At 70.0% G+C, this 24,776-nt stretch carries 25 protein-coding genes and 1 pseudogene; 19 read left to right on the top strand and 7 right to left on the bottom strand.

Features of this window, described 5'->3' with window-relative positions; genetic code table 11:
* Window positions 1–44 precede the first annotated feature (44 nt).
* On the top strand, window positions 45–1,826 hold the full coding sequence (locus ACIBJF_RS33225) for a PucR family transcriptional regulator (RefSeq protein ID WP_399179322.1): 1,782 nt from the start codon (window positions 45–47) through the stop codon (window positions 1,824–1,826).
* Window positions 1,827–1,925: 99 nt separating this feature from the next.
* Here ACIBJF_RS33225 and ACIBJF_RS33220 read toward each other — a convergent pair.
* Window positions 1,926–2,059, bottom strand: a pseudogene (locus ACIBJF_RS33220) (IS5/IS1182 family transposase); the annotation flags it as partial.
* Between ACIBJF_RS33220 and ACIBJF_RS33215 the strand changes: the two are divergent.
* A complete protein-coding gene (locus ACIBJF_RS33215) occupies window positions 2,051–2,341 on the top strand; it encodes a hypothetical protein (RefSeq protein WP_399179320.1) in 291 nt (96 codons plus the stop codon). The pseudogene ACIBJF_RS33220 and the gene ACIBJF_RS33215 sit on opposite strands and share 9 nt — an antisense overlap.
* Before the next feature lie 64 nt (window positions 2,342–2,405).
* Here the strand turns inward: ACIBJF_RS33215 and ACIBJF_RS33210 are convergent, their stop codons facing one another.
* Window positions 2,406–3,830 carry an NAD-dependent succinate-semialdehyde dehydrogenase gene (locus ACIBJF_RS33210; protein ID WP_399179318.1) on the bottom strand — a complete coding sequence of 475 codons (1,425 nt, stop codon included), beginning with the start codon at window positions 3,828–3,830 and terminating at the stop codon, window positions 2,406–2,408.
* A 235-nt stretch (window positions 3,831–4,065) separates the two neighbouring features.
* Between ACIBJF_RS33210 and ACIBJF_RS33205 the strand changes: the two genes are divergently transcribed.
* The 3 genes from ACIBJF_RS33205 (at window position 4,066) to ACIBJF_RS33195 (ending at window position 6,055) form a co-directional block, all read left to right on the top strand.
* On the top strand, window positions 4,066–4,446 hold the full coding sequence (locus tag ACIBJF_RS33205; protein ID WP_399179317.1) for a DUF2267 domain-containing protein: 381 nt from the start codon (window positions 4,066–4,068) through the stop codon (window positions 4,444–4,446).
* Between the two features lie 164 nt (window positions 4,447–4,610).
* On the top strand, window positions 4,611–5,108 hold the full coding sequence (locus tag ACIBJF_RS33200; RefSeq protein WP_399179316.1) for a hypothetical protein: 498 nt from the start codon (window positions 4,611–4,613) through the stop codon (window positions 5,106–5,108).
* Window positions 5,109–5,209: 101 nt separating this feature from the next.
* Window positions 5,210–6,055 (top strand): aldo/keto reductase, encoded by an 846-nt coding sequence (locus ACIBJF_RS33195; RefSeq protein WP_399179315.1) that lies wholly within the window; start codon window positions 5,210–5,212, stop codon window positions 6,053–6,055.
* Between the two features lie 41 nt (window positions 6,056–6,096).
* Here the strand turns inward: ACIBJF_RS33195 and ACIBJF_RS33190 are convergent, their stop codons facing one another.
* Window positions 6,097–7,338, bottom strand: coding sequence for an IS110 family transposase (locus ACIBJF_RS33190; protein ID WP_399179313.1), 1,242 nt, complete (start codon window positions 7,336–7,338; stop codon window positions 6,097–6,099).
* A gap of 230 nt (window positions 7,339–7,568) precedes the next feature.
* Here ACIBJF_RS33190 and ACIBJF_RS33185 point away from each other — a divergent pair, with 230 nt between their 5' ends.
* The gene (locus ACIBJF_RS33185) at window positions 7,569–8,180 is read left to right on the top strand and encodes an NADPH-dependent FMN reductase (RefSeq protein WP_399179311.1); all 612 of its coding nucleotides are present in this window, start codon (window positions 7,569–7,571) and stop codon (window positions 8,178–8,180) included.
* Between the two features lie 41 nt (window positions 8,181–8,221).
* Here ACIBJF_RS33185 and ACIBJF_RS33180 read toward each other — a convergent pair whose 3' ends face one another.
* Genes ACIBJF_RS33180 through ACIBJF_RS33170 form a run of 3 tightly spaced genes read right to left on the bottom strand, consistent with a single transcriptional unit; the run spans window position 8,222 to window position 10,061 of the window.
* Complete coding sequence (locus ACIBJF_RS33180) at window positions 8,222–9,277, bottom strand: LLM class oxidoreductase (protein ID WP_399179309.1); 1,056 nt, start codon at window positions 9,275–9,277, stop codon at window positions 8,222–8,224.
* 17 nt (window positions 9,278–9,294) lie between these two features.
* Window positions 9,295–9,675: a glycogen debranching N-terminal domain-containing protein gene (locus tag ACIBJF_RS33175; protein ID WP_399179307.1), complete on the bottom strand. Its 381-nt coding sequence runs from the start codon at window positions 9,673–9,675 to the stop codon at window positions 9,295–9,297.
* Between the two features lie 8 nt (window positions 9,676–9,683).
* Window positions 9,684–10,061 (bottom strand): DUF2267 domain-containing protein, encoded by a 378-nt coding sequence (locus ACIBJF_RS33170; RefSeq protein ID WP_399179305.1) that lies wholly within the window; start codon window positions 10,059–10,061, stop codon window positions 9,684–9,686.
* Window positions 10,062–10,995: 934 nt separating this feature from the next.
* On the opposite strand from ACIBJF_RS33170, the gene ACIBJF_RS33165 reads away from it, so the two are divergent.
* From ACIBJF_RS33165 to ACIBJF_RS33110, 12 genes are all read left to right on the top strand, one after another.
* Window positions 10,996–11,445, top strand: coding sequence for a DUF1931 family protein (locus tag ACIBJF_RS33165; RefSeq protein ID WP_399179303.1), 450 nt, complete (start codon window positions 10,996–10,998; stop codon window positions 11,443–11,445).
* A 674-nt stretch (window positions 11,446–12,119) separates the two neighbouring features.
* A complete protein-coding gene (locus tag ACIBJF_RS33160; protein WP_399179301.1) occupies window positions 12,120–12,689 on the top strand; it encodes a type 1 glutamine amidotransferase domain-containing protein in 570 nt (189 codons plus the stop codon).
* 503 nt (window positions 12,690–13,192) lie between these two features.
* Window positions 13,193–13,720 (top strand): general stress protein, encoded by a 528-nt coding sequence (locus ACIBJF_RS33155; RefSeq protein ID WP_399179299.1) that lies wholly within the window; start codon window positions 13,193–13,195, stop codon window positions 13,718–13,720.
* A gap of 79 nt (window positions 13,721–13,799) precedes the next feature.
* On the top strand, window positions 13,800–15,704 hold the full coding sequence (gene dnaK, locus ACIBJF_RS33150) for a molecular chaperone DnaK (protein WP_399179297.1): 1,905 nt from the start codon (window positions 13,800–13,802) through the stop codon (window positions 15,702–15,704).
* Window positions 15,705–15,714: 10 nt separating this feature from the next.
* Window positions 15,715–16,299 (top strand): nucleotide exchange factor GrpE, encoded by a 585-nt coding sequence (gene grpE / locus ACIBJF_RS33145; RefSeq protein ID WP_399179295.1) that lies wholly within the window; start codon window positions 15,715–15,717, stop codon window positions 16,297–16,299.
* Between the two features lie 6 nt (window positions 16,300–16,305).
* On the top strand, window positions 16,306–17,241 hold the full coding sequence (locus tag ACIBJF_RS33140) for a DnaJ C-terminal domain-containing protein (RefSeq protein WP_399179293.1): 936 nt from the start codon (window positions 16,306–16,308) through the stop codon (window positions 17,239–17,241).
* Window positions 17,241–17,615, top strand: a complete 375-nt coding sequence (locus ACIBJF_RS33135; RefSeq protein ID WP_399179291.1) for a chaperone modulator CbpM — start codon at window positions 17,241–17,243, stop codon at window positions 17,613–17,615. Before ACIBJF_RS33140 ends, ACIBJF_RS33135 begins: the two co-directional genes overlap by 1 nt.
* Entirely contained in the window at window positions 17,606–20,245 is a 2,640-nt protein-coding gene (gene clpB / locus ACIBJF_RS33130) for an ATP-dependent chaperone ClpB (RefSeq protein WP_399179289.1), read from the top strand. The genes ACIBJF_RS33135 and clpB overlap by 10 nt, the downstream gene beginning before the upstream one ends.
* A complete protein-coding gene (gene trxA, locus ACIBJF_RS33125) occupies window positions 20,242–20,688 on the top strand; it encodes a thioredoxin (RefSeq protein ID WP_399179287.1) in 447 nt (148 codons plus the stop codon). The genes clpB and trxA overlap by 4 nt, the downstream gene beginning before the upstream one ends.
* A 5-nt stretch (window positions 20,689–20,693) precedes the next feature.
* A complete protein-coding gene (locus ACIBJF_RS33120) occupies window positions 20,694–20,957 on the top strand; it encodes a UBP-type zinc finger domain-containing protein (protein WP_399179286.1) in 264 nt (87 codons plus the stop codon).
* Window positions 20,957–22,771, top strand: a complete 1,815-nt coding sequence (locus tag ACIBJF_RS33115) for an FAD-dependent oxidoreductase (RefSeq protein ID WP_399179285.1) — start codon at window positions 20,957–20,959, stop codon at window positions 22,769–22,771. The genes ACIBJF_RS33120 and ACIBJF_RS33115 overlap by 1 nt, the downstream gene beginning before the upstream one ends.
* A gap of 48 nt (window positions 22,772–22,819) precedes the next feature.
* Entirely contained in the window at window positions 22,820–23,362 is a 543-nt protein-coding gene (locus tag ACIBJF_RS33110; RefSeq protein ID WP_399179283.1) for an Hsp20/alpha crystallin family protein, read from the top strand.
* A 194-nt stretch (window positions 23,363–23,556) separates the two neighbouring features.
* On the opposite strand, the gene ACIBJF_RS33105 is transcribed toward ACIBJF_RS33110, so the two are convergent.
* Window positions 23,557–23,910 carry a hypothetical protein gene (locus tag ACIBJF_RS33105; RefSeq protein ID WP_399179281.1) on the bottom strand — a complete coding sequence of 118 codons (354 nt, stop codon included), beginning with the start codon at window positions 23,908–23,910 and terminating at the stop codon, window positions 23,557–23,559.
* Between the two features lie 652 nt (window positions 23,911–24,562).
* Between ACIBJF_RS33105 and ACIBJF_RS33100 the strand changes: the two genes are divergently transcribed.
* The gene (locus ACIBJF_RS33100; RefSeq protein ID WP_399179280.1) at window positions 24,563–24,754 is read left to right on the top strand and encodes a hypothetical protein; all 192 of its coding nucleotides are present in this window, start codon (window positions 24,563–24,565) and stop codon (window positions 24,752–24,754) included.
* Window positions 24,755–24,776 lie beyond the last annotated feature (22 nt).

Genomic DNA, 24,776 nt, shown 5'->3' with positions numbered 1-24,776 from the left:
ATGCCGCTCGCTTCCCTGAAGGCTCCGAGGGACGGAGTGATCCCATGGTCGGCAGTCGCGCGCACAGCGTCTACCGCAGCCACTCCGACCGGAAGGGCAGCCTCCCGGGGGGCAGCGGCAGGCGGCACCCTACGGCGGCGCGCGGAAGGCTCCGCTCATCCGCTCGCACCCCAGCCGACCATGCCCTTTACGAATTGGTCGCGCTCTCCCGTGCCCTGTTCGGCACTCTGGACGAAGGCGAGATCCTGTGCCTGGTCATGGAGCACATAGCCGCCGCGGGGCCATACAGCGCCGAGGCCGGATACCTCAAGGTGGGCGGCGACCTGGTCCCCAGCCCGAGGAACGGGCAGATGCATGCCTTGGCCGTGGGCCGGAGGGTGCGGGAGCTCGCCGGGCAGGACGGCAACGTGACCGTACCCGGCAGGCCCTGGGGACGGGTCCTGGGGCTACGCGGACCTGAGGGACTCCATGGCTACCTCGTGGTGACGTCCTGCTCCCGGCCCACAAAGGCCGAGCGATTGCTGCTCGCCACGCTCGTCCGGCACACCGCTGCTGCACTGTCAGTCGCCTTCGCACACCGCCGCCGACGCGAGGACGCGCTGGAGCTGCACCGGCTGAGGGAGGAACGCACAGTCCTCCAGCGGAAGCTGATCTCTGTGGTGGCTGAGCTGGGCTACGAGCGAGCCGTTCACGCTCTCATGGCCGATGTCGCTGCCTCGGGTGGCGGCGAGGAAGCTGTCACCCGCGCACTGCACGGGCTCACTGGACTTCCCGCGCTGGTCGAGGACCGCTTCGGTCGGCTGAGGTCCTGGACCGGCCCCGGCCGCCCCGTCCCCTATCCCGAACCGGACCCCGTGCGCCAGGAAGCCATGCTGCACGCCGTCGCCAAAGAGGCCGGGCCGGTGCGGATAAGGGACCGGCTGCTCACCCTGATCCGCCCGCACGGCGAGATCCTGGGCGTGCTGGCGCTGGTCGATACCCGGGACGAGGCCGACGAGTACACCGTCCTCGCGCTTGGACACGCCGCCACGTCGCTCGCCCTGGAGCTGACGCACCTGCGCAATCTGGCCGAAGTGGAGCTGAGGCTGCACCGCGAGCTGGCCGACGACCTCCTGGCAGGGACGGACGAGCCGAGCGCCTACGCCCGGTCCGAGGCAGTCGGACACGACCTGCACGGCAGCCACTACATCGTCGTGGTGCAGTGGTCGAACCGGACTGCGGACGATTCCTTCGCGGAGACCGTGGGGCGGGCGGCCGCTGCGGTGGGCATGCGCTCGCTGCTGACCCGCCGCTCCGATCACGTCGTCCTCATCACTGGCGACAGGCCGCACGCCCGCGCGTTGTACGAGGCGCTCGCCCGGGAGACCCAGACACGGTCCGGGACGATCGGGGTGAGCGCCCCTTGCGACTCCGTGGACGACATCCCCCACCACTACCAGGAGGCGCAGCGCGCCCTGGACGTGCGCCGCCACTCCCGCGAGCGCTACGGCGCGACGTTCTTCGACGAGCTCGGGATCTACCGCATCCTGGGACCCGGCAACAATTACCGGGAACTGGAGACGTTCGTCCACGAGTGGCTCGGGCAGCTCATCGACTACGACTCCCGGCACCACGCGGCCATGGTGGAGACCCTGTCCCGGTACTTCGACTGCGGCGGCAACTACGACGAGACTGCCGACTCCCTCGCGATCCACCGCAGCACGCTGCGCTATCGGCTCCAGCGCATCCGCGACATCAGCGGCCACGACCTCGCGAACGTCGAGGACCGGCTGAACCTCCAGGTGGCGACCCGAGTGTGGAAGATCGTGCTGGGCGGCCCCTGCTGACGCCTCGCTGGCTCATGTGCGGTGGTGTCAGCAGATGGGCGGGCTGCCCTGCTACACCGCTGCAGTGGGTGGGCCGGGCGGCGGAGGAGCATCTGCCGCCCTGCGGATGCCGGGACGGCCGACGGCGACCTGGTCGAGCAGCCGTCGGCTGCGGTGACCGGCACCGCCAGGAGGAGGCCGATAGGGTCGGTCACGACGCTCCGCTTCCGACCCACGATTCGCTGGTGGCGGTCTTCAAGTTCGTGCTCGGGCGGCAGGCCGAGGTACAGGGCGTGGCCGCGGCAGCGCTCGAAGCCTCAGGCTGCAAGAACCGGGCTCATGTGTTGGCCTTCCTGATGCGTAGTCGCCAGGCCGCGGTCCGCGAACAACGCCTCCAGCGCCGCACGACGCCGCGCGTACGGCCAGCCGGTCAGGTCGTCGCCTCGGTGGACCAGGTTGAAGGCCGCGAAGTGCGCCGGCCGCTGCCGCGGTGTCTGGGCGGCTGTCGTCGCGCGTCCGGCGAGTCGCTGGTGTAGCCGCTCGAACGCCAGCCTGTCCCGCTCGGCTTGCCACCAGCTCGCCATCGAGAGCGCTGGTAGGTCAGCCCAGCACCTCTTCGATCGGGGCGTCGGCGTTCACGTAGCGCACGAGCTTGCGGTTCGCGAATTCCACGATGCCCACGTCGCCGAGTTCGCGTCCGTAGCCGGAGCGCTTGATGCCGCCGAAGGGCAGCTCGGGTCGGGACGCGGTCGGGTGGTTGATCCATACCATGCCCGCTTCCAGCCGGTCCGCGACTCCGCGAGCGCGTTCGGGGTCGGCGGCGAAGACCGCGCCTCCCAGGCCGTAGGGGGAGGTGTTGGCCAGTGCCACGGCCTCGTCCTCGTCGGCGGCCCGGTAGACCGTGGCGACGGGGCCGAAGAGCTCTTCCCGGTAGGCCCGCATGTCCGGTGTGATGTCGGTGAGGACGGTCGGCTCGACGAAGGCACCCGGCAGGTCGGGCCGCCCGCCGCCCAGCACCAGCGTGGCTCCCTTGTCCACCGCGTCACGGACCTGCTCCATCAGCAGTTCGGCCGCGGCCTCGGAGGACAGCGGGCCGAGCGTGGTGGCGGGGTCGGCCGGGTCTCCCGGTCGCACCTGGCTCATCTGGTCGCGCAGCCCGGTGAGGAAGGCGTCGTAGACGTCGGCAAGGGCGATGAAGCGCTTGGCCGCCACGCAGCACTGCCCGGTGTTGCCCATCCGGCCGAGGAACGCGGCGTACACGGTGCGCTCGAGGTTGTGACCGTCCAGCACGATGAAGGGATCACTGCCACCCAGCTCGAGGACGGACTTCTTGACATTGCGGCCGGCGATCTCGCCCAAGCTCATGCCCGCCCGCTCGCTTCCGGTCAGTGACGCTCCCTGGACACGAGGGTCATCGATGATCTTCCCGACGTCCTTGCCCGGCACGAAAAGATTGGTGTATACCCCGGTCGGCACAGCCGCATCCCTGAACAGCTGCTCGAGTGCCAGTGCGGACTGGGGGCAACTGCTCGCGTGTTTGAGCAGGATCGTGTTGCCCAGGACGAGGTTCGGACCCGCGAATCGGACCACCTGGTACAGCGGGAAGTTCCAGGGCATCACACCGAGAAGGACGCCGAGCGGCTCGTTCACCAGCACTGCCGTGCCCTTGGCCACCGGCAGGGGTCGCTCTTCCAGCAGCTCGGGGCCGTGCTCGCCGTAGTAGGTGAGGATGTCGGACGCGAGGTCGACCTCCGCACGGCTGGAGTTGATCAGCTTGCCGACCTCGAGGGTCAGCAGCCGCGCCAGTTCCTCCTTGCGCTCCCTCATGAGCCGGCCGGCGCGTTGCACCAGGGCCCCGCGGTCGGCCGTCGGCCGGGCACGCCAGTCCGGAAAGCTACGGTGCGCCGCGTCGATCGCGCGTCCTACGTCCTCCGCGCTCAGGGCCGAGAACTCCCGAACCCTCTCACCGGTGTACGGGTTGACCGTGGCGATGGGGCTCCCCTGGTCAGTGACATGGGCGTCCATGGCGCCTCCCTGGAATCGGGCACTTCGAGTTCCCACGCCCGGACCCGCTCACACCTGCTGATGCGTCCCATGCCACGGCAAGCCGAAGCCCTGCACACCACGGTGTACGGAGGCGTCAAGCTGTGGGTGGTCGTGGTCACCGCCGTCCGTGCGCGGGCGCGGGCCGGATCGGCGTGGCAGGCTTGCAGGGGGGTCGCGCCGTTCGTCGCAACACAGCAGCGAAGGAGGACGACGCATGGATGAGCAGGAATTCGTCCGTACCGTCGCCGAGCGCACCGGACTGAGCCGGCAGGAGGCGGCGGACCTCACCTGGGCCACGCTCGAGACACTGGCCCACAGGCTGAGCCCGGGGGAGGCCAGGGACCTGATCATCGAACTCCCCGAGGGCCTCGCGGAGGCGGTGCGCCGGGGAACCACGAACCGCATCGAGCGCTTCGGCCACTATGACACCGTGCGGCGCGTGGCCGAGCGCACCATGCTCAAGGAGGAGGAAGCCGACCGGGGTGTGCGGACCGTACTGGCCGTCCTCCGGGAGGCGATCAGCGAGAAGGAGTTCAACGACCTGATGTCGCAACTCGGAACGGACTTCTCCCAGGCCCTCGAATCCGCCGGGTGACCCGGAGCCCTCGGCACGGAGCCCGCCTCACGGAGCCCGCCTCACGGCGCCGGCGGCCCCGGACACCGCGTGTACGCCGGGAACGGACGGCACGGTGAGTGACACCCGCGGACCGCTGGTCCCTCGCGGCCGCCATGACGCGAGGCGCACACCAAGGTGTGCTCATGACGACTGACGTGCCCGAGACCTCCTCCGGCAGATCCGTGCGCGCCGTGCTCGCGGCCGACCCCGGTCTGCCGACGGAGACCGCCCGGGGCTCTCGCCCCACCTCCGGGCCGGACCACCGACGGGTGACGTGGAGGTCGACCAGGTGGAGCAGCGCACCCAGGGCCGAGCCGGGTCGACGACGTGGCGAGATGCATGCTCCAGCGGGAGCCGGCTCCGGGCTGCTGTTCAAGGGAGGGGTCGAACGTGCCGTTTCAGTGGCCGAGCCCGCCTCACGCGCGGGGGTCCTCGCCGTGTTCTTCGTCGTCGCGTACCTGGGAATGGGCTTGCCCTCCGTCCTGTTCAGCATCGCCCTGCGGCGTTTCGCCGTGCAGACCGCGATGATCGGCTTCGCGGCGGTCCTCTCCTGCAGCGCCGTTGTATCGGTCGCCGTCGCCCTGCGCGACCGCGCACCCGGTCCCGGCGCGCTCTCGGCGCAGTCCGCTCGCCCCTCCTGACCTCCTTGCGGCGCATGCGACACCGGTGTCTGGGAGGCGCGGACCTGGGCACTCGGTGCGGGTGCGCGTGACACGGATCCGCGGCAGACGGGAGGCCCGAGATGTCTGCAGAATCGGCCGGAACGATCGCACTCCCCTCCGGTGAGGAGATCGCGGCGCTCGGGCAGGGCACCTGGTACCTGGGCGAGGACCCGGCCCGGCGTGAACAGGAGATCGCCGCGCTGCGGCTGGGCGTGGACCTGGGCATGACCGTCATCGACACAGCGGAGATGTACGGCCACGGGGCAGCCGAGGAGCTCGTCGGGGAGGCCCTGCGGGGACGCCGGGAAGAGGTCTTCCTCGTCAGCAAGGTGCTGCCCGGTCACGCCGACCGGAAAGGCACCGTCGCCGCCTGCGAGGGCAGCCTGCGGCGGCTCCGTACGGAACGGCTGGACCTCTACCTGCTGCACTGGCGGGGACGGTGGCCACTCGAGGAGACCCTTGCGGGATTCACCGACCTGATGGAGGCGGAGAAGATCCGTTACTGGGGCGTGAGCAATCTGGACGTCGCCGACATGGTCGAGCTGACCACCCTGCCCGGCGGCGACACCGTGGCCGCCGACCAGGTGCTGTACAACCTCTCCCGGCGCGGCATCGAGTGGGATCTGCTCCCCTGGTGCCGCGAGACCGGGGTCACGGTCATGGCCTACTCCCCGATCGAGCAGGGGCGGCTGCTGAAGGTCGAGGCTTTGGGTGCCGTGGCCCGGGCCCTCGGAGCCACGCCGGCCCAGGTCGCACTCGCCTGGGTGCTGGAACAGGGGGTGGCCGCGATCCCGCGTTCCGGATCACCCGACCACGTTCGGGAGAACCGCGGCGCGGTGGACCTCCACCTTCCCACCGAGGCGCTCGACGCCCTCGACGAGGCGTTCCCGCCGCCCAGCGGCCCCACGCCCCTGGAGATGCTGTGAAGGAGCTGGTCCGAAAAAGGGAACCGGTCAGGTCGGCGTCCTCAGGCTCCGATGGGTTCGAAGCGGACGGTGAGGCCGAGGGCGTTGGCCTGGCGGGTGATACGGCGCAGAGCGCGTTCGGGGTCGTGCCGCGTGTAGTAGTCGCCGCCGAGGTCGTGGAAGGGGGCGTTGGTGGTGAGGATGTGCCAGACGGCGGTCAGGAGTGAGTGTTCGAGGGCGACCAGGGCCTTCTTCTTCCCCAAGCGGGGCATGAGCCGCATGTAGCGGGCGCCGAGGTAGGTGCGGTCCCGGGTGCGGGAGGCTGCCATGGCCGCGGTGCCCAGAGCCCCCGAGAGCCAGCGGTTGCCGTGGCGTCTTCGGCCGGACTTGTGCTTGCCCGCGGATTCGTGGTGGCCGGGGCAGACGCCGGCCCAGGAGGCGAGGTGTCCGGCGGTGCGGAAGCGGGTCATGTCGCCGCCGGTCTCCGCGATGATCACCTCTGCGGTGACCCTGCCGACGCCGGGGATGGTCTCGAGTAGTTCAAGCTGCTGGGCAAAAGGGCGCATCTCCTCCTCGATCCGCTCGGAGAGCTGGTCGATGGCGGCGCGCAGTTGGTCGATGCGGTCCAGGTGGAGACGGCATAGAAAGGCGTGGTGCTCGCCGAAGTTCCCGGTCAGGGCTTCCACGAGTGCGGGGATCTTGGGACGCATGCGGGCCTTGGCCATTTGGGCCAGGACGCGGCTGTCGCGTTCTCCGGCGATGAGGGCTTCCAACATGGCCCGGCCGGACACGCCGAGGATGTCGGTGGCCACGGCGGAGAGCTTGATCCCGGCGTCTTCGAGTTCCTTCTCCAGCCTCTGGGCCTCCCGGGACAGCTCGGAGGCCAGCGTGGTGCGGTAGCGAGTGAGGTCGCGTAGGTGCCGGATCGGCTCCGGTGGCACGAACGAGGCCTTCAAAAGACCGCATTCGCCCAGTTGGCACAGCCAGGCCGCGTCCGCGACGTCGGTCTTGCGGCCGGGCAGACCCTTGGCATGCGCGGCGTTGACCAGGATCACGTTCAGGCAGTCTTCGAGCAGGTAGAACGCCCCGCGCCAGTAGTCGCCCGTTGCCTCCATCACCACCAGGGTGACCTGCTCGGCGACCAGCCAGTCCCTCAACTCCAGCAGGCAGTTCGTCGTGGTGGTGAAGGTACGGATCTCCTGCCGCCGCGAACGCCGGCCACTCGTGCTGGGCGTGCGGACGCACGCCTTGAGGTCCTTCTTGCCGATGTCCAGCGCGGCACAGCGCTGGTGCAACACGTCCATGAGCCCCTCCCGGACGGCATCGTCAGGCGTGCCGTCCGGAGGAACCACAGGGCTGAAGAGTCTGGTCCGCGTGCTGCCGCAACAATTGACGGTCCCTGTCAGCAGTCCCCGACGCCATACTGAACGACGAGCTCACAGGCATCACAGATTCGCCGGCGTCCCGGACGGACACAACCCCCATTTTCCCGGCCTCACGGCGGCCGGCGCAGCCGGTCTGGGTTACTGACAGGATGGCGCGCCCCCCGCTCGTCGTCGGAATGGGGGGTTCGCTGCGCACCCCGTCGACCAGCCTCACCGCACTGCGCGTGGCGGTCGAGGGGGCGGCCGAAGCAGGCGCCGACACTCAGGTGATCGACCTCAAGCGGCTGGACCTTCCGTTTTACACGTCCGAGCACGGAATCCCTGCGTCCGCCCGCCGGCTTGCGGACACCGTTCAGGCAGCCGACGCCCTGCTGTGGAGCAGCCCGACCTACCACGGGTCGGTCAGCGGCGCGTTCAAGAACGCAGTGGACTGGCTCGCCCTCCTGGCCGACCACGATCCGCCCTACCTCAGCAACAAACCCGTGGGGATGCTGACGACCGCCGGCGGAGTGCAGGGCCTGCAGACGATCAATGCGATGGAGTTCATCGTGCGGTCGCTGCGCGGCTGGGCCGTGCCGCTGGTGTTCGCGGTTCCGCGGTCCTCCCGGGTCTTCGACGGCGACGGACGCCTCACCGACCAGCCGGTCGCGGACCAATTGCGCGGCCTCGGCACGGAGGTGACCAGGGCAGCCCTGCAGTTCCGGGCGGAGGGCACGTGCGACTACGCGCAGGAGCGGCCGTCCGGGGCCGTCCGGGACTGAGCCCGGCCACGTCACGCCGGGGGCGCCGGGGTCGTGCTTCCTCAGGGCCCGGTCCGCCCCACGGGCCGCCGGTGCTCGCCGCGCGCTCTGGAGCGTCCGGGCGGGAAGTGGGGCAGCACGTGTTCGGCCAGTTCGTCGATCACTTCGGCGACCGGGCGGCGGCTGTGCTTGAAGTTGATCATCAGCTGGTCGATGCCGATGTCCTGCCAGGCCCGCATCATCGCCAGGAACGACACCCGGCCCACCGAGAAGCCCTGGTGGATGCGCCGGGGCAGGGCCAGCGGGTCCTCGGTCAGGTCCAGGTAGGTGGCTTGGGCGTACGGCTTGAACCCACCGCCATCGCCCCGGGTCAGCTCCCGCCACCGCTGGATGTTCTCGGCCTGCTGCTGGAGCGGCGGGGTGTAGTACAGCCAGCCGTCCATGTTGTCGGCGATCCACCGGACGTCCTGCCTGCCGCGTCCCGTCATCAGTACGGGGATCCGCCGGTACACCGGCTTGGGCAGCAGATCGGTGCCGTGCATCCGGCCGAGCGGCGACTCCACGTGCGGGAAACGGTGCTCGAGGACGACACGGAAGTACTCCAGCGACTGCCGGAACCTCTCGGCCCGGCCGCCCACGTCCTGACCGAAGGCCGGGAACTCCACGGGCCGGTCACCGGTGGCCACCCCGAGCAGGAGCCGTCCGCCTGACAACTGGTCCACCGAGGCGGCCGCCTTGGCGGTGTGCAATGGATGCCGCAGCGGCATGACGATGCTGGCGGTCCCCAGTGTGATCGAGGTGGTGCGGGCGCTGAGCTGCCCCAGGTACACCCACGGGTCGAAGACCTGCCCGGCGTCCCCGAAGCTCGGGTCCAGCAGTGGTACGTCCCGGACCCACACCGAGGCGAAGCCGGCCCGCTCGGCCTGCTGGATCCGCTCGATGTGCCCGGCCAGGGACGGCACGGGCCCGTCGAAGCCCTCCAGGGGCGTGATGGCGCCCACGGTCATCCTGCCGCCGGGATACGCCCTGGCCATGGCCGCGTGCTCGGAGAACGGCCGCTGCGCTCCGCCTTCGACGTCCACGGGTGCGCCGGCTGAAGGAACTGTCGATTGTGTCATGCGATTCTCCGGCGATTTCATGCCGAGTCCGGGCGCATCTGACGCGTGCTGAGGTTGCCCAACCGGCGGTCCTCGCGCATCCCCTCGCCGACGTAGCGCCAACGTTTCGACAGGAGTTCGCTCTGCGCGCCGTGCGGCGGGACGCGGGAGACGAACGTGGTGCTATAGGCGTCCTGGGAAAGCACGGTGAGGTGGTGCGGCCGGTGGCCGTCCCCCCGGATCTGCCAGTCGGAGATGACCCGCATGTCGCGGAAGAACAGCCCCTGCGGCACCTCGGCCTCCATGTCGCCCGAGGTGCCCGAGACGCAAAACGTCGGCCCCTCGACCAGTGTGACGGTGGCGGCCGTGAGTACGGCCGGTTCCGTCTCCTCGATGACGGCGCCGACCTCGTTCGTCATGGCTCCTCCTAGCCCGGGGCGCCGACGAGAGCCTCGAAGTCCCGGGGCAGCTGGGACATTACGTGGCGGAACTCGCCATTACTGACCGCGTCCCTCAGGGTGCTCAGCTCCGCCCGTACGCCCTCACGGGCCTCGTCCGGGCTCACCCCTGCTCGCCTGCTCACCCGATCGATGAACTCGTCGACTCCGAAGGGCTCGGCCTCCGGGGTGGGAGAGACCAGCGGTTCCTTCAGCGGCTTGGGCAGTTCGGACGCGAGGTCCTCCGCCTCGCCCCTGGTGAGCCGCTCGGCCAGGGTTTCCAGGGTGGCGCGGGTGAGGGGCTCCGCCTTCTCCGGGGGGACAGGGGCGCGCCGGGTGATGGTGTCAAGGAAGGTCTTGTAGTCCATGAGCCGTCCTTTTCCTGAAGCTTTGCAACTGCCTGGCGTGGGACCTGAGACAGCCACCGAAGGGTGCGTCGTGCGTGTAGGGGCGCGCTGATGCGCGTCATGGTGCATGCGCCTCAGCAGACGCCGAGTGGAATCGGACATTTCCATGCTCCCGATGTGGGCCACACTCTGCCTGCTCCCGGCAGGAGGAAGGGCGGCGGGCTCGATAGACCTCAGAGCACAAGTGCAGACGGCCTCCGCCACGGCGAAGGGGACGCCGGCGCCGGTCTGCCGGACGTGCGTCAGGGCGCCGTGCCTGTGGGCGCGGTCGACTCTCCCGCCGTCGCGTTTCCGGCCGGCCCGTTCGGCGTCGAGAGCGTTCGACAGCGGCGCGCTGTCGGGCGATGTCGATCAGCCACACTTCCAGTTCGATCGACGGGGGGCACGGCCGGCGCGGCTCTCACCCGCACCCAGAGATGGGCATGTCCTCGTCAGGCACGGTGCTGGCCGACCCCGCTTCCTCCAGGGCCCTCGAAGCCGTGTGTGACGCTCGGGGGGTGATGGTCGGGGTTGGCGGCTGATCCGTGTGGTGCTGGTTTGTTGGGGGGCGGGGTGGTGCCTGCTCTTCAGCCCGGCCCCTGCGCCGGGCCCGGCTTTGTCCCCATCTCGTCGGGGCGCCCCCGCTTTACCGGGTTGGTCGTGTCGTCCGGTCAGTGGCTCTCGTTCAAGGCGCTGCAACGCCGTGCAGCTTCCTGCGGAGGGACGGCCGTACGGCTGGCCGGGATGCCTGCGCACTTCATGCTGCTCTGCCAGGGTGGGAGAAGGTGTTCTTTTTCGGCCTGGGGTGCGGAGGCGCTCAGCAGGGGGCTCTGCGAATCTCGACCGGGTAACAGCCGGCGGCGGTGCCGGCGGGAGCCAACGGCGCCGTCCGGTTCCCGGTGAGGAGGCGAGAGGCATGACCGTGATGGGTGTGTCGAAGTTCGAGAGGTTCTTCCGCGCCGCCGCAGGGCTCGACGTGGACAAGAGCGACCTGAAGCGGTACGGCGACTTCGTCGACGCCAAGCTTTACGACCTCCTGGTCGTCGGCCAGGCGTCGGCCAAGGCCAACGGCCGGGATACCGTCGAACCGTGGGACCTACCGATCACCAAGGGCCTCCAGGAGAGCATCCACCGGTTCCGGCGGCTCGACGAGGAGGTCGAGCTGAAGCCGATCCTGGAACAGCTCGCCGCGCACCCTCCCCTCGACAGGACACCCACCCAGGAGACCGAAGAGCGCTACCCCGAGATCATCGGCGGTCTCAGCGTCGCCCTCGCCGAGACGTTCAAAATCATGTATCCGGATGTCAAGAACCCGCAGACCAGCCACTGGGACGGCGTGACCGCGGTCTTCGACCGGCTGCTGTAGCAGTCGCGCCCCGGTGCACGTCGCCGGACCGAACTGGCATGTCGGACGGGGGCCGGAAGGTGGAGACTGGGAGCCTTCACCGAGGCCCGATTCGCGCAGCAGGTAGCTCGAGGATTCGCGATCGCCCTCTCAGCGCGGCTGGTCTCCTGGGCGGCCCAGGAAGATCACACCCGATTTCCTCCAGGCAACGGCGTGTGACTCGGAATGTCCTTTCGGGGAGGAAGTGCCGTCCCGCGATGCTCTGACACGCCGAGGGAAGATTCATGAAGCTGTCGTCTAGGAGGGGTCGCGCGCCGTGAGCGTGAAAGAAGTCCTCGATGCGCGTGTCGAAAGGCCCACGGCTGTCCTGGGGAAGACACCCCAACGAACAGCTGCGGCTCAGATCTGCATGAATGGAGGTCGTACCGACTTCGAAGAGGGGCGGGTGTTCGGGCCGGGAAGGCCAAGCTGTCCTGGATCGACTCCCACGAACTCCTCCTGAACAAGGCGGCAGACGGATACCAGCACTCCTCCACCCTGACGGCAGCTCCGGCTGATCGCGCGCACATACGCTCTCGGGGCACCCTCGGCCGGCCCTTGCAGTCCCCGATCCGGAAAAGGGATCCGGACGGGCCCTGCCGGGTGTCCCTGCCGCTCGCGTCGGACAACCAGCGACTCGTGAAGGGAGCCACACCATGACACAGGAACTCCGGGGGATGCGGGTGGGGATTCTGGCCGCCGACGGCGTCGAGCGCGTGGAACTCGACCAGCCGCGCGGTGCGCTGCAGGGCGCAGGGGCGAAGACCGAGATCGTCTCGCTTCATCCCGGCGAGATCCAGGCCCGCCAGTTCGACCTCAACGCGGCAGGAACCTTCCCCGTGGACCGCCTGGTCGCCGACGCATCCGTCGACGACTACCACGCCCTGCTCCTGCCCGGCGGCACCATGAACCCTGACCAGCTGCGCATGGACCGCGACGCGGTGCAGTTCGTCAAGGACTTCATGGCCAGCGGGAAACCGGTCGCATCGATCTGCCACGGCCCGTGGACCCTGGCGGAAGCCGACGCCGTGCGCGGCCGCCGCCTGACGTCCTGGCCCAGCATCCGCACCGACCTGCGCAACGCCGGCGCGGAGGTCGTCGCCGACCAGGAGGTGGTCGTCGACGGGCAGCTGGTCACCAGCCGCAGCCCGGCCGACCTGCCCGCCTTCTGCGCCGCCGTCGTGGAGCAGTTCGCCCGGGCGCACCCTCACCCCATCCCCGGCTGAACCCAAAGGCCTGGTCGCGGCGGAGAGAGCAGGCGGTGCACGGTGGAGGTGGGCCCGCTGGGCCCGCGCTCCACCCCACGGGCCGGTCAGCCGTGGCGGTCGCCTGCCAGCCTCCGCGGGTGCACCTCGGCGCGGTACGGCCCGAGGGCAGCGACCAGCGCCAGGGCAAGACCCAGGATCTCGCGCCCGTCCGCGTCGTCGAAAGGGGTGTGGGCCAGTGCCAGCAGCCCGTGAGGGTCCGCTGCGCTCCGGGGCGACCGTTAGGACCTGTGTCCCTCTGGGCGTCGAAGAAGTACATCCGTGAGCCCCGCACCTCATGCAGGCCGAAACCCTGAGTACCCCGCCGCGAGTCGCCAACCCGAATCGTCGTCCCGCCTCCTGTCCTCACAGACCGACCGCCGGTGCCGCTTTTCGACCCGCTGGGTGCAGGCGGGGTGACCGGCGAACAGCCACTCTGGGGCCTGTCGGGACCGCTCGGCGGTCCGCTGGCGGAAGGAGGGGCCATGACCGAGCAGGCCCGCAGGGCCGTTGCCTCGTACGCGACGTACCAGGAAGCCGAACGTGCCGTCGATCACCTCGCCGACCAGGGCTTTCCCGTTCAGAAGGTGGCGATCATCGGTCGGGACATGCGCCTGATCGAACAGGTGATCGGTCGAATGGGGTATGGCGAGGCCGCCCTCCACGGCGCAGCCACCGGAGCGCTGCCCGGCGTACTCATCGGCTGGATCTTCGGTCTGCTGAACTGGCTGAATCCGGTCGTCTCAGGTCTGCTCCTCGCCCTCTACGGGCTGATCTTCGGAGCGGTCGTCGGTGCGCTGCTCGGCGTCCTGCTACACGCGGCCCAGGGCGGCCGCCGGGACTTCGCCTCGGTCCGCTCGATGGAGCCCAGCCACTACGACGTCGTGGTTGACGAGGACGTCGCCGATGAGGCCGTCCGGCTGGTCGCCGGGCTGGACAGCAGGGGCGGCGCGAACACGGGGAGCGCCTCCTCGAAGGGCGGCCGCCCGCGCAGCGACCCCACCCCCACCTGAACGAGTTGCGAAGCCGGGCGGACAGGGCCCGGAGGATGAACCGGTCGCCGACGGACGTCGACCGCGGAAGGAGTTCCTCATGGCCAAGGCAGTGGGCATTGATCTGGGTACCACCAACTCGGTGATCGCCGTGTGGGAGGGCGGCGAGCCGACCGTCGTGCCCAACAGCGAGGGCAGCCGGACCACACCGTCCGTGGTGGCCTTCACCGACACCGGCGAGCGCCTGGTGGGCCAGTTGGCCCGCCGCCAGGCGATCCTCAATCCCAAGGGCACCATCTACTCGGCCAAGCGGTTCATCGGCCGGCACTTCGACGAGGTCTCCGAGGAGGCCAAGGCCGTCGCCTACGACGTCGTCCCGGGAGAAAACGGCGAGGCCCGCTTCAAGGTGCGTGACAAGCTCTACGCGCCTGAGGAGATCAGCGCCCTGGTGCTGCGCAAGCTCGCCGACGACGCCTCCAAGCAGCTGGGGGAGCGGGTCACGGAGGCGGTCATCACGGTGCCCGCCTACTTCAACGACGCTCAGCGCACCGCGACCCGTGACGCCGGACGGATCGCGGGACTGGAGGTGCTGCGGATCATCAACGAGCCGACGGCGGCCGCTCTCGCGTACGGCATGGACAAGAAGCAGCACGAGACGGTGCTGGTCTTCGATCTCGGCGGCGGCACCTTCGACGTGAGCATCCTCGACGTCGGCGACGGCGTGGTCGAGGTGCGTTCCACGGCGGGGGACAGCCATCTGGGCGGCGACGACTTCGACAGGCGTCTGGTCGACTACCTCGCGGACGACTTCCAGAAGGAGAACGGCATCGACCTGCGTAAGGACCCGCAGGCGCTGCAGCGCCTGTTCGAGGCGGCGGAGAAGGCCAAGACCGAGCTCAGCTCCGTCACCCAGACCCAGGTCAACCTGCCGTTCATCACCGCCGACGCCTCCGGGCCCAAGCACCTCACCGACTCGATCATGCGATCCACGTTCGAGCAGATCACCGCCGACCTGGTGGAGCGCTGCCTGGGACCGGTCAAGCAGGCCATGGAGGACGCCAAGGTCGGCGAGAACGACATCGACGAGGTCATCCTCGTCGGCGGCTCCACCCGCATCCCCGCCGTCCAGGCACTGGTGCGCCGGCTGACCGGCGGCAAGGAACCCAACATGAGCGTCAACCCCGATGAGGTCGTGGCGCTGGGCGCCGCGATCCAGGCCGGGGTGCTCAAGGGCGAGGTCAAGGACGTCCTGCTGCTCGACGTCACCCCCCTGTCGCTGGGCGTGGAGACGCGCGGCGGAGTGATGACGAAGATCGTCGAACGGAACACCACCATCCCGGTGCGCCGCGCCGAGACCTTCTCCACCGCCGAGGACAACCAGCCGGCCGTCGATGTGGTGGTCCTCCAGGGCGAGCGCGAGCGGGCCGCCGACAACCGGGCGCTCGGCCGGTTCCAGCTCACCGACATCCGGCCGGCGCCGCGGGGCGAGCCTCAGATCGATGTCACTTTCGACGTCGACGCCAACGGCATCCTCAACGTCAGCGCGCGCGACAAGGACACCGGCAAGGAGCAGGGCATCACCATCAGTGAGAGCTCCAACCTCGACCGGAGCGAGGTCGAGCGCATGGTCCAGGAGGCCGAGCGCAACCAGGGCCAGGACCAGGCCCTGCGCGAGGCCGTCGACGCCCGCAACGAACTGGACGCGATCGCCTACCAGGTCGAAAAGCGCCTGAGCGAACTGGGCGACGCCGCGCCCGCGCACGAAAAGGCCCGTGCCGAGATGCTGGTGGCAGAGGCCCGCGACGCGGTCAAGAACGAGGCCGGAGTCGACAAGACCAGGCCGCTGATCTCCGAACTCCAGCAGGTCTATGCCGGGCTCGCCGCCCACCAGGCCGAAGCGGCGGCGGCGAGTGGTCCGTCGGACACCACCGGGCCGGACGGCTCCGGGCAGGGCGGGACCGGCGCCGACGAAGACGTGATCGACGCCGAGTTCGACAAGGGCTGAGGTACCTGCCATGCCGATCCCTCCCCAGGACCGATCGTCCGACCTGCCGCCCGAGGGCGCCGCACAACCGCCGCAGGGCGACCTTCCCGAGCCCGGGCCGCCGACGACGGAGGCCGAACCGGGGCCGGACGCGGCCACCGGTCCGGCCGCGCGGGAAGACGAGTACGCGGAAGCACTCAAGGATGTCGAGGACCGCTGGCGTCGCGCTCTGGCCGATCTCGACAATCTGCGCAAGCGCCACGTCAGGGAGCTGGAGCGGGAACGGTCGGTCGAACGCGCCCGCACGGCCGCGGCCTTCCTGCCGGTCATCGACAACCTCGAACTCGCCCTGAGCCACGCGGGCTCCGACCCGGGGGCGATCGTGGAGGGGGTCCGCGCCGTGCGCGACCAGGCCGTGTCCATTCTTGAACGCCTTGGTTACGAGCGTCACGCCGAGACCGGCGTCCCGTTCGACCCCTCCCGGCACGAGGTCGTCGGCGTGGTCCAGGATCCGGACGCCGAACCGAACACCGTGGTGCAGGTGCTGCGCCCTGGTTACGGCGAAGGCGAGCGGCAGTTGAGGCCGGCCGCCGTGACCGTCGCCAAGCGGGAGTGACCGCCGATGGCACGCGATTTCTACGAGGTTCTCGGGGTTCCGCGCAACGCCGACAAGGACGAGCTGCAGCGGGCGTATCGCAAGCTGGCCCGCAGGTACCACCCCGACGTCAACAAGGACCCGGCGGCGGAGGAGCGGTTCAAGGAGATCAATGAGGCCTTCAGCGTGCTGTCGGATCCGGACCAGCGGGCCCGTTACGACCGCTTCGGGGAGGATTTCCGGAAGGTCCCCGAGGACTGGGAGGAGCGGGTCGGTGCCGGTGCGGGAGCCGGCGGCTTCCGCTGGTCCACCGGGGAGGGCGGCCCCCGGGGGCGGTACGCCACTACCGGCTTCGGCGGGGAGGGTGTCGACTTCGAGGACTTGTTCGGCTCGTTGTTCGGGGGCGCGGGGCGTACGCGTGTGCCCGGGGCGGACCAGGAGGCCGAGCTGCCGCTCACCGTGGAGGAGGCCTACCGCGGAGGCCGCCGCACCGTCACGCTCGCCGGGCCCTCCGGGCAGCCGCGGCGCTACGAGGTCGATGTGCCGCCGGGTGTCACGGACGGGCAGCGTATCCGGCTGGCGGGCGAGGGCGGCCGCGGCAGCGGTGACGCTCCCGCGGGGGACCTGTACCTGCGGGTGCGGATCCTGCCGCACCCGGTGTTCCGTCTCGAGGGCCGGGATGTGTATGTGCAGCTTCCGGTCACCCCCTGGGAGGCGGCGCTGGGTGCGACGGTTCCGGTGCCCACGCCGAGTGGGGCGACGGCGAAGGTGACCGTGCCCGCGGGCTCCTCCAGCGGGCGTCGGTTGCGGCTGCGCGGTGAGGGCATGCCGAACCCGCGGGGCGATAACGGCAACCTCTACGCCGAGGTACGGATCATGGTGCCGTCCCGGCTCAGTGACCAGGAGCGCGCACTTTTCGAGGAGCTCGCCGCCGTCTCCCCGTTCGACCCCAGGAGGACATGATGAGCGACCGACCGCCCCACACGCGCCGGGCACCCGCGTGGACGGCACCGGCCGCGGCACGCGTCCAGTACGCGATCGTGCCGGTGCCCAGGCTGTCCCTGGACACCGTTGCCCGCCGCTCCGGCGTCCATCCCGATCTCGTCCGCCGGTTCGTGGCCCTGGGACTGGTGGACGCCGAACGCGACGCCGCGGGGCGACTGGTGTTCGCTCCCACGGCACCGTCCGCCCTCGCCCGCGTCCAGCGGCTGCGCACCGGGCTGTGCCTCAACTACGCATCCATCGGCCTGGTGCTCGACCTGCTCGACCGCATCAGCCTGCTCGAAGCCGCGCTGCGCCGCGCTGGCACAAGGAGTGATCCGCCACCATGGACATGAACCGCCTGACCCAGAAGTCCCAGGAAGCACTCCAGGAAGCCCAGAGCGCCGCCATCCGCATGGGCCAGACCGAGGTCGACGGAGAACATCTGCTGCTCGCCCTCCTCGACCAGGAGGACGGCCTGATCCCACGGCTGCTGCAGCAGACGGGCACCGAAGCGGGGGAACTGCGTGCGGCCGTACAGCAGGAACTCTCCCGTCGGCCCCGGGTCACCGGGCCCGGCGCGGCGCCCGGCCAGGTCTTCGTCACCCAGCGCCTGTCGCGGCTGCTGGACGCGGCCGAGCGGGAGGCCAAACGCCTCAAGGACGAGTACGTGTCCGTGGAGCACCTGCTCCTGGCCCTGGCCGAGGAAGGCTCGGCGACCGCCGCAGGGCGCCTGCTCAAGGAGCACGGGGTGACCCGTGAGTCGTTCCTGAGCGCGCTCACCCAGGTCCGCGGCCATCAACGCGTCACCTCCGCCAACCCTGAGGTGGCCTATGAGGCTCTGGAGAAGTACGGCCGCGACCTGGTCCTGGAGGCCCGCTCCGGGCGGCTGGACCCGGTCATAGGCCGTGATGCGGAGATCCGCCGCGTCACCCAGATCCTCAGCCGCAAGACCAAGAACAACCCCGTCCTCATCGGCGATCCCGGCGTCGGCAAGACCGCCATCGTCGAGGGCCTGGCCCAGCGCATCGTTCGTGGCGACGTCCCCGAGGGCCTGCGCGACAAGACGGTGTTCGCTCTCGACATGGGCTCCCTGGTCGCCGGGGCCAAGTACCGGGGCGAGTTCGAGGAACGCCTCAAGGCCGTGTTGTCCGAGGTGAAGGCCGCCCAGGGGCGCATCCTGCTCTTCGTCGACGAACTGCACACCGTCGTAGGTGCGGGCGCCGCCGAAGGGGCCATGGACGCGGGCAACATGCTCAAGCCGATGCTCGCCCGCGGTGAACTCCACATGATCGGCGCCACCACCCTCGACGAGTACCGCAAGCACATCGAGAAGGACGCCGCCCTCGAACGCCGTTTCCAGCAGGTGCTGGTCGACGAGCCGAGCGTGGAGGACACCATCTCCATCCTGCGCGGACTGCGCGAACGTTTGGAGGTGTTCCACGGCGTGAAGATCCAGGACACCGCGCTGGTCTCCGCGGCCACCCTCTCCCACCGCTACATCACCGACCGGTTCCTGCCCGACAAGGCCATCGACCTCGTCGACGAGGCGTGCGCCCGGCTGCGTACCGAGATCGACTCGATGCCCGCCGAACTCGACGAGATCACCCGCCGGGTGACCCGCCTGGAGATCGAGGAGGCGGCCCTGTCCAAGGAGAGCGACCCCGCCAGCAAGGCCCGTCTGGAGGAACTGCGCAGGGAACTGGCCGACCTGCGCGGCGAGGCCGACGCCAAACGCGCCCAGTGGGAGGCCGAACGCCAGGCCATCCGCCGCGTGCAGGAACTGCGCCAGGAACTGGAACAAGTCCGCCACGAGGCGGAGGAGGCCGAACGCAACTACGACCTGAACCGCGCCGCCGAGCTCCGCTACGGCCGCCTCCAGGAACTGGAACGCCGACTCGCCGCCGAGGAGGAGCAACTGGCCGCCAAACAGGGCCAGAACCGGCTGCTGCGGGAGGTCGTCACCGAGGAGGAGATCGCCGAGATCGTCGCCGCGTGGACCGGCATCCCCGTCGCCCGCCTCCAGGAAGGCGAGCGGGAGAAGCTGCTGCGCCTGGACGAGATCCTGCGCGAACGGGTCATCGGCCAGGACGAGGCGGTCAAACTGGTCGCCGACGCCATCATCCGCGCCCGCTCCGGAATCCGCGACCCGCGCCGGCCCATCGGCTCGTTCATCTTCCTCGGCCCCACCGGCGTCGGGAAGACCGAGCTGGCCAAGACCCTCGCGGCGGCCCTGTTCGACTCCGAGGAGAACATGGTCCGCCTCGACATGAGTGAGTACCAGGAGCGGCACACCGTCAGCCGGCTCATGGGCGCACCACCCGGATACGTCGGCTATGAGGAAGGCGGCCAGCTCACCGAGGCCGTACGCCGCAAGCCGTACTCGGTCGTGCTGTTCGACGAGATCGAGAAGGCTCACTCCGATGTCTTCAACACCCTGCTGCAGGTCCTCGACGACGGCCGCATCACCGACTCCCAGGGCCGCACCGTCGACTTCCGCAACACCGTGATCATCATGACCTCCAACATCGGCTCCGAGCACCTCCTCGACGGCGCCACCGCCGAGGGCGAGATCAAGCCGGACGCCCGCGCCCTGGTGATGGGCGAGCTGCGCGGGCACTTCCGCCCGGAGTTCCTCAACCGCGTCGACGACATCGTGCTGTTCAAGCCGCTCGGTGAGCGGCAGATCGAGCGGATCGTGGAGCTGCAGTTCGACGAGCTGCGCCGTCGACTCGCCGAACGCCGCATCACCGTCGAACTCACGAATGCTGCCCGCGAGTTGATCGCCCACCAAGGCTACGACCCGGTCTACGGGGCACGCCCGCTGCGCCGCTACATCTCCCACGAGGTCGAAACCCTCGTCGGACGAGCCCTTCTGCAGGGCGACGTCCAGGACGGCGCCACCGTCCGCGTCGACGCCCGGGATGGCGAACTGGTCGTCACATACGACCAGCCCGAGGACGTGGAAGAGGCGAGGGCCGCATGAGCACCGCGCGAGCGACGACCGTCAGCTGCCCTCACTGCGGGCGCACCAACCGCGTTCCCGTGGCCGCCGAGGGCCACCCCAAGTGCGGCCACTGCAAGCAGCCCCTACCGTGGATGGTGGACGCGGGCGACGACGACTTCACCGAGGTCGCCGAGCGGGCCGACGTCCCCGTCGTGGTCGACCTGTGGGCCACCTGGTGCGGACCCTGCCGCATGGTCAGCCCCGCCCTGGAAAAGGTCGCCACCGACCTCGCCGGCCGCATCAAACTCGTCAAGGTCGACATCGACAAAAACCCGCGACTGTCGCAGCGTTTCGCGGTCCAGGCGGTGCCGACGCTGCTGATCCTCGACCACGGGGAGACCGTCGCCCGGCAGACGGGGGCCGCGCCCGCCCCCGCTCTACGCCAGTGGGTGGAACAGTCGATCACCGCCCGGAAAGGGTGATCCGGATGACCATGCATGCAGACCCCCACCTCGCGCTCGTCCGGCCGGTCAAGCCGCTGACCCCAGAGGGGTGTCAGGAGTGTTTGATGCTCGGCTCCCCGTGGGTCCACCTGAGGCTCTGCCTGACCTGCGGGCACGTCGGCTGCTGCGACTCCTCGCCGAACAAGCACGCGCGCAAGCACGCAGCTGCCGACGCTCATCCGATCGTGCAGTCGTTCCAGCCCGGCGAGGATTGGCGCTGGTGCTACGTTCACGAGGCGTTCGTCTGATGTCCGGCGACCAGTCGCTGCCGGGCGAAGAACCGGTGCCGGAGAAAGCGGACGAGGCCGCCTTCTGGGAGACCCCGGACATCTACGGCGCGTATCCGCGCCTCACGGAGGACCAGATAGCACGTCTGGCGGAGCACGGGCAACGCCGGAACATGGCTCCGAACGACGTGCTGATCCGGGAGGGGGAGCGCTGCGAGACGTTCTTCGTCGTCCTCAGCGGTACCGTCGCCGTCGTCGAGGACTACGGCACTCCGGAGGAGCACGTGCTGCGCGTGCACGGCCCCGGTCGCTTCATCGGCGAACTCGGCCTGCTGCACGGACAAGTGGCCTTCTACACCGCTGTCGTCAGGGAGCCGGGCGAGGCCCTCGTCGTCTCCTTGGACCAGTTGCGCCACCTGGTGTCCCAGGACTCCACCATCGGGGACATCGTGCTGCGCGCCTGTCTGTGCCGTCGCGCGCTGCTCGTCGGACAGGGCGCCGGCTTCCGCATCATCGGCTCGCGCTACTCGCCCGACACCAGACGGCTGCGCGAGTTCGCCATCCGCAACCGGCTGCCGCACCGCTGGATAGACCTGGAGACCGACAAGGAGGCCGAGGAGTTGCTGCGCCGCTTCGGCGTCGGCCCGGAGGAGACACCGCTCGTCATCTGGCGGGACACCACCCTGTTGCGCAACCCCAGCAACGCCGAACTGGCCCGTCTCATCGGCTTGCCGTCACTGCCTGCCGGAACCCGTCACGGCGACGTCCTGATCGTCGGCTCCGGACCCGCCGGCCTCGCTGCCGCGGTGTACGCCGCCTCCGAGGGCCTGAGCACCACCGCGGTGGAGGCGTTGGCCACCGGCGGCCAGGCCGCCACGTCGTCCCGTATCGAGAATCTGCTCGGCTTCCCCTCCGGCATCTCCGGCGCCGAACTCGCCGAACGTGCCCTGCTCCAGGCCGACAAGTTCGGCGCCAGGATCAGCATTCCGGTGGAGGCGACCGGTCTCCATCCCAAGGACGAGGACCACTACGTCGTGGCGTTCGCCGACGGCAGCGAGATCGCCGCCCGCGCCGTCGTCCTGGCCACGGGTGCCCGCTACCGCCGCCTCCAGGTGCCCGGCATCGAACGCCTGGAGGGAACGAGCGTCCATTACTCGGCGACCGTCTACGAGGCCCAGCAGTGCCGCACCGACCCGGTGGCCGTGGTCGGCGGAGGCAACTCGGCGGGCCAGGCGGTGCTGTTTCTCGCCGGGTATGCGCCCAAGGTGTACCTGCTGGTCCGAGGACCAAGCCTTGAGGCCAACATGTCCCGCTACCTGGTCGACCAGGTCGAGCGCCATCCGCGGGTGGAGGTCATGCTGCACACCGAGGTCAGCGAGGGCATCGGCCAGGAAGTGCTGGAGGAGCTCGACGTGGTCGACAACCGCACGGGCCGGCACCGCCGGCTCGCCGTAAGGAGCCTGTTCGTCTTCACCGGAGCCGACCCCCACACCGAGTGGCTCGCCGGCACCATCGCCCTCGACTCCCGCGGCTTCGTCCTCACCGGGCCGGAGGCCCAGGAAGCCTGCGCCCACCCCGAGGTGTGGCACGGCCGCGGGCGCTCCTGCATGACCCTGGAGACCTCCCTGCCCGGGGTCTTCGCGGCCGGGGACGTCCGCAGCGGCTCGGTGAAGCGGGTGGCCTCGGCGGCCGGGGAGGGCGCGATGGCCATCCACTACGTGCACCGGCACCTGGGGCACTCGGCCGCGCCCGGCACCACGGGCACGCCAACTGCCGCGGGCGGCTCGGACGTCTCCCCACGCATACGTCACAAGGAATCCGCATGGCTCGCATGACCCATGGCGGGCGATGAGGTCACGAGAAGGAAGAAGGAGGCGATGGCGATGGCCATGCCCGTCCGGCGCCACCGCGGTGGCGGTCTGCAGGAAAGGCCCGTCTGGGCACCCACCCCTGTCAATCCCCTGGTCGAGTTCGATGAACTGCTCAACCAGATGAGCGGCCTGCTGGAGTCGACGGTGGGCGCGGCACCCGCGGCCGCGTGGACGCCTCTCGCGGACGTGTCGGAGTCCGAGGAGGCGTTCCACATAGAGATCGAACTCCCCGGTGTGAAGAGCAAGGACATTGACGTAGAGGCCGACGGTCCCGAACTCGTGGTCACCGGAGAGATCAAGGAGCGGGAACGCAAGGGTGTGCTGCGCCGCAGCACCCGCCGGGTCGGAGCCTTCGAGTACCGTTTGCGGCTGCCCGGAGAGTTGGACACCCACAAGATCAAGGCTGAGATGCAGGACGGGGTGCTCAGCATCACGGTTCCCAAGGCCGAAGCCGCCAGGCCTCGCCGGGTCCAGATCAGTGAGTCCGGCGAGGGCGCGCGCGAAGACGCCACCCAGAGCGGCGCAGCGGCGGGCGGCGGGACCACCGCTCCCTGAGCCCCCACCGGGCCAGCGGTGCCGGACCAGCGTCCGTCACCGCTGCCGTCGCGACGAGGACGACGGCCTGCACGGTGCGGTTGATCGGCATGGTCTCGACGCACACGTCGGAGTCCGGGTACGTGTGGCGGCGCTCGACGCGGCGAGACTGCTTGCCCCTCCAGGAGGCGCGGCGCTCCCCGTGGCCGATTTCGTCACCCACTCCGGTGCGCGGGTCCTGATCCGTCACCTTCCGCCGCCACGGCGGCCCGCACCCGCTGCTCCTCGCGATCAGGGCCGACGTCCCGTTCCAGGGGTGTGCGGCTCACGGCCGTCGCGAGGTCTTCCAAGGCCCGTTCTTGCAGTTCCGCCTCGTGCCGCACGACCGGGCTCCGGTGGCCGGCGGCGTCCTCCCACGCGTGGAGCGCCTCGTTCACGTGCCCCCAGTCCGGATTCCTGTGCTCGCGCACGTCGGCTGCCGCCTGCTTGGTGTCGGCCTCCAGGGCGTCGGCGAACCGCTTCGCCTCGGGGACGGAACGGCTGTCGGCCTGCGGGACGTGGCTCTCCATGAGCATCGCCGCCCGGCCGAATTGCTTGAGCGCCTCCTGCGCCTCCTCCGTTTCGCGCGACGTCGGGCACCCCTGGGGCGGACCGGTTCCTGCCTTGCCCGGTCGTAGGCATCCTGGCAGGCGGCGCGTGCCTCCCTGCTCGCCAGCAGTACCCTGCGCATGTCGGCGTGATGCTCCCGGGTCGGTTCGGCGTGGCTGCCGAGCAGGTCGGTTCGGCGTGGCTGCGGTGCACAGCGGCCGCGTAGCGGCCGCTGGCGGTGAGCCAGTCCGCGAGCCGGACATGCGGTCCGGGTCCCCCGTCGGTCCCCGACGCGAAACAACCACGCACGATCAATCAGTGGAATCTTCGTACCCGGACGCCCACCAGCAGCGCACCGGGATCTGTGATCGGCTTGGCGGCGGTCCGCTCCGGTCACGGCGCCTGAGAGCAGCCCTCCCGGACCCGCGGCACCGGCACAGCGCCGGTCCCGGCGGGCCCGGCTGGGACAACTCCGGTTGCGCCCCGCCTGTGCGCGTCACACGCTCCTTCATGGACCGCACTCCGGGAAGCCGGCGTCCCGCCCATCCTTGTGACCGGCGCTGCGGGCCGCCTCGGGCCGTAGGGCGATCCGTGGTGGAGGGCCTTCGGCGAGGGGGCCTGCCCGTCCGGGCCATGGTGCGGCGCGATGACGACCGCGCGCAGGCGCTGCGCGCGACCGGCGCCGAGGTTGTTTTCGGACACCTGACATGGGCGGCCGACGTCACCCATGCTCTGGCCGTCTGCGGACGCATGTACTTCGTCATGGGCGTTTCGGCGCAGTATCTGCAGGCCCGCCGTCACCACGGCGGCCGTCGCGGGCACTAACGGACGCCTGGAGGCGTTCGTC

Source organism: Streptomyces sp. NPDC050743 (assembly GCF_044456925.1).
GTDB lineage: Bacteria > Actinomycetota > Actinomycetes > Streptomycetales > Streptomycetaceae > Streptomyces.
This window is presented reverse-complemented; position numbering and strand designations above follow the sequence as displayed.

What these genes read in the sequence shown, in the direction of transcription:
- ACIBJF_RS33190 (WP_399179313.1), bottom strand. Translation starts at nt 7,338, where the DNA reads ATGGACGTGTTGCACCAGCGCTGTGCCGCGCTGGACATCGGCAAGAAG.
- ACIBJF_RS33160 (WP_399179301.1), top strand. Translation starts at nt 12,120, where the DNA reads ATGACACAGGAACTCCGGGGGATGCGGGTGGGGATTCTGGCCGCCGAC.
- ACIBJF_RS33185 (WP_399179311.1), top strand. Translation starts at nt 7,569, where the DNA reads ATGGCGCGCCCCCCGCTCGTCGTCGGAATGGGGGGTTCGCTGCGCACC.
- ACIBJF_RS33225 (WP_399179322.1), top strand. Translation starts at nt 45, where the DNA reads ATGGTCGGCAGTCGCGCGCACAGCGTCTACCGCAGCCACTCCGACCGG.
- ACIBJF_RS33105 (WP_399179281.1), bottom strand. Translation starts at nt 23,910, where the DNA reads ATGGAGAGCCACGTCCCGCAGGCCGACAGCCGTTCCGTCCCCGAGGCG.
- dnaK (WP_399179297.1), top strand. Translation starts at nt 13,800, where the DNA reads ATGGCCAAGGCAGTGGGCATTGATCTGGGTACCACCAACTCGGTGATC.
- ACIBJF_RS33100 (WP_399179280.1), top strand. Translation starts at nt 24,563, where the DNA reads ATGGTGCGGCGCGATGACGACCGCGCGCAGGCGCTGCGCGCGACCGGC.
- clpB (WP_399179289.1), top strand. Translation starts at nt 17,606, where the DNA reads ATGGACATGAACCGCCTGACCCAGAAGTCCCAGGAAGCACTCCAGGAA.
- ACIBJF_RS33180 (WP_399179309.1), bottom strand. Translation starts at nt 9,277, where the DNA reads ATGACACAATCGACAGTTCCTTCAGCCGGCGCACCCGTGGACGTCGAA.
- ACIBJF_RS33205 (WP_399179317.1), top strand. Translation starts at nt 4,066, where the DNA reads ATGGATGAGCAGGAATTCGTCCGTACCGTCGCCGAGCGCACCGGACTG.
- ACIBJF_RS33155 (WP_399179299.1), top strand. Translation starts at nt 13,193, where the DNA reads ATGACCGAGCAGGCCCGCAGGGCCGTTGCCTCGTACGCGACGTACCAG.
- ACIBJF_RS33200 (WP_399179316.1), top strand. Translation starts at nt 4,611, where the DNA reads ATGACGACTGACGTGCCCGAGACCTCCTCCGGCAGATCCGTGCGCGCC.
- grpE (WP_399179295.1), top strand. Translation starts at nt 15,715, where the DNA reads ATGCCGATCCCTCCCCAGGACCGATCGTCCGACCTGCCGCCCGAGGGC.
- ACIBJF_RS33135 (WP_399179291.1), top strand. Translation starts at nt 17,241, where the DNA reads ATGAGCGACCGACCGCCCCACACGCGCCGGGCACCCGCGTGGACGGCA.
- ACIBJF_RS33175 (WP_399179307.1), bottom strand. Translation starts at nt 9,675, where the DNA reads ATGACGAACGAGGTCGGCGCCGTCATCGAGGAGACGGAACCGGCCGTA.
- ACIBJF_RS33120 (WP_399179286.1), top strand. Translation starts at nt 20,694, where the DNA reads ATGACCATGCATGCAGACCCCCACCTCGCGCTCGTCCGGCCGGTCAAG.
- ACIBJF_RS33170 (WP_399179305.1), bottom strand. Translation starts at nt 10,061, where the DNA reads ATGGACTACAAGACCTTCCTTGACACCATCACCCGGCGCGCCCCTGTC.
- ACIBJF_RS33140 (WP_399179293.1), top strand. Translation starts at nt 16,306, where the DNA reads ATGGCACGCGATTTCTACGAGGTTCTCGGGGTTCCGCGCAACGCCGAC.
- ACIBJF_RS33110 (WP_399179283.1), top strand. Translation starts at nt 22,820, where the DNA reads ATGGCCATGCCCGTCCGGCGCCACCGCGGTGGCGGTCTGCAGGAAAGG.
- ACIBJF_RS33195 (WP_399179315.1), top strand. Translation starts at nt 5,210, where the DNA reads ATGTCTGCAGAATCGGCCGGAACGATCGCACTCCCCTCCGGTGAGGAG.
- ACIBJF_RS33165 (WP_399179303.1), top strand. Translation starts at nt 10,996, where the DNA reads ATGACCGTGATGGGTGTGTCGAAGTTCGAGAGGTTCTTCCGCGCCGCC.
- trxA (WP_399179287.1), top strand. Translation starts at nt 20,242, where the DNA reads ATGAGCACCGCGCGAGCGACGACCGTCAGCTGCCCTCACTGCGGGCGC.
- ACIBJF_RS33210 (WP_399179318.1), bottom strand. Translation starts at nt 3,830, where the DNA reads ATGGACGCCCATGTCACTGACCAGGGGAGCCCCATCGCCACGGTCAAC.
- ACIBJF_RS33115 (WP_399179285.1), top strand. Translation starts at nt 20,957, where the DNA reads ATGTCCGGCGACCAGTCGCTGCCGGGCGAAGAACCGGTGCCGGAGAAA.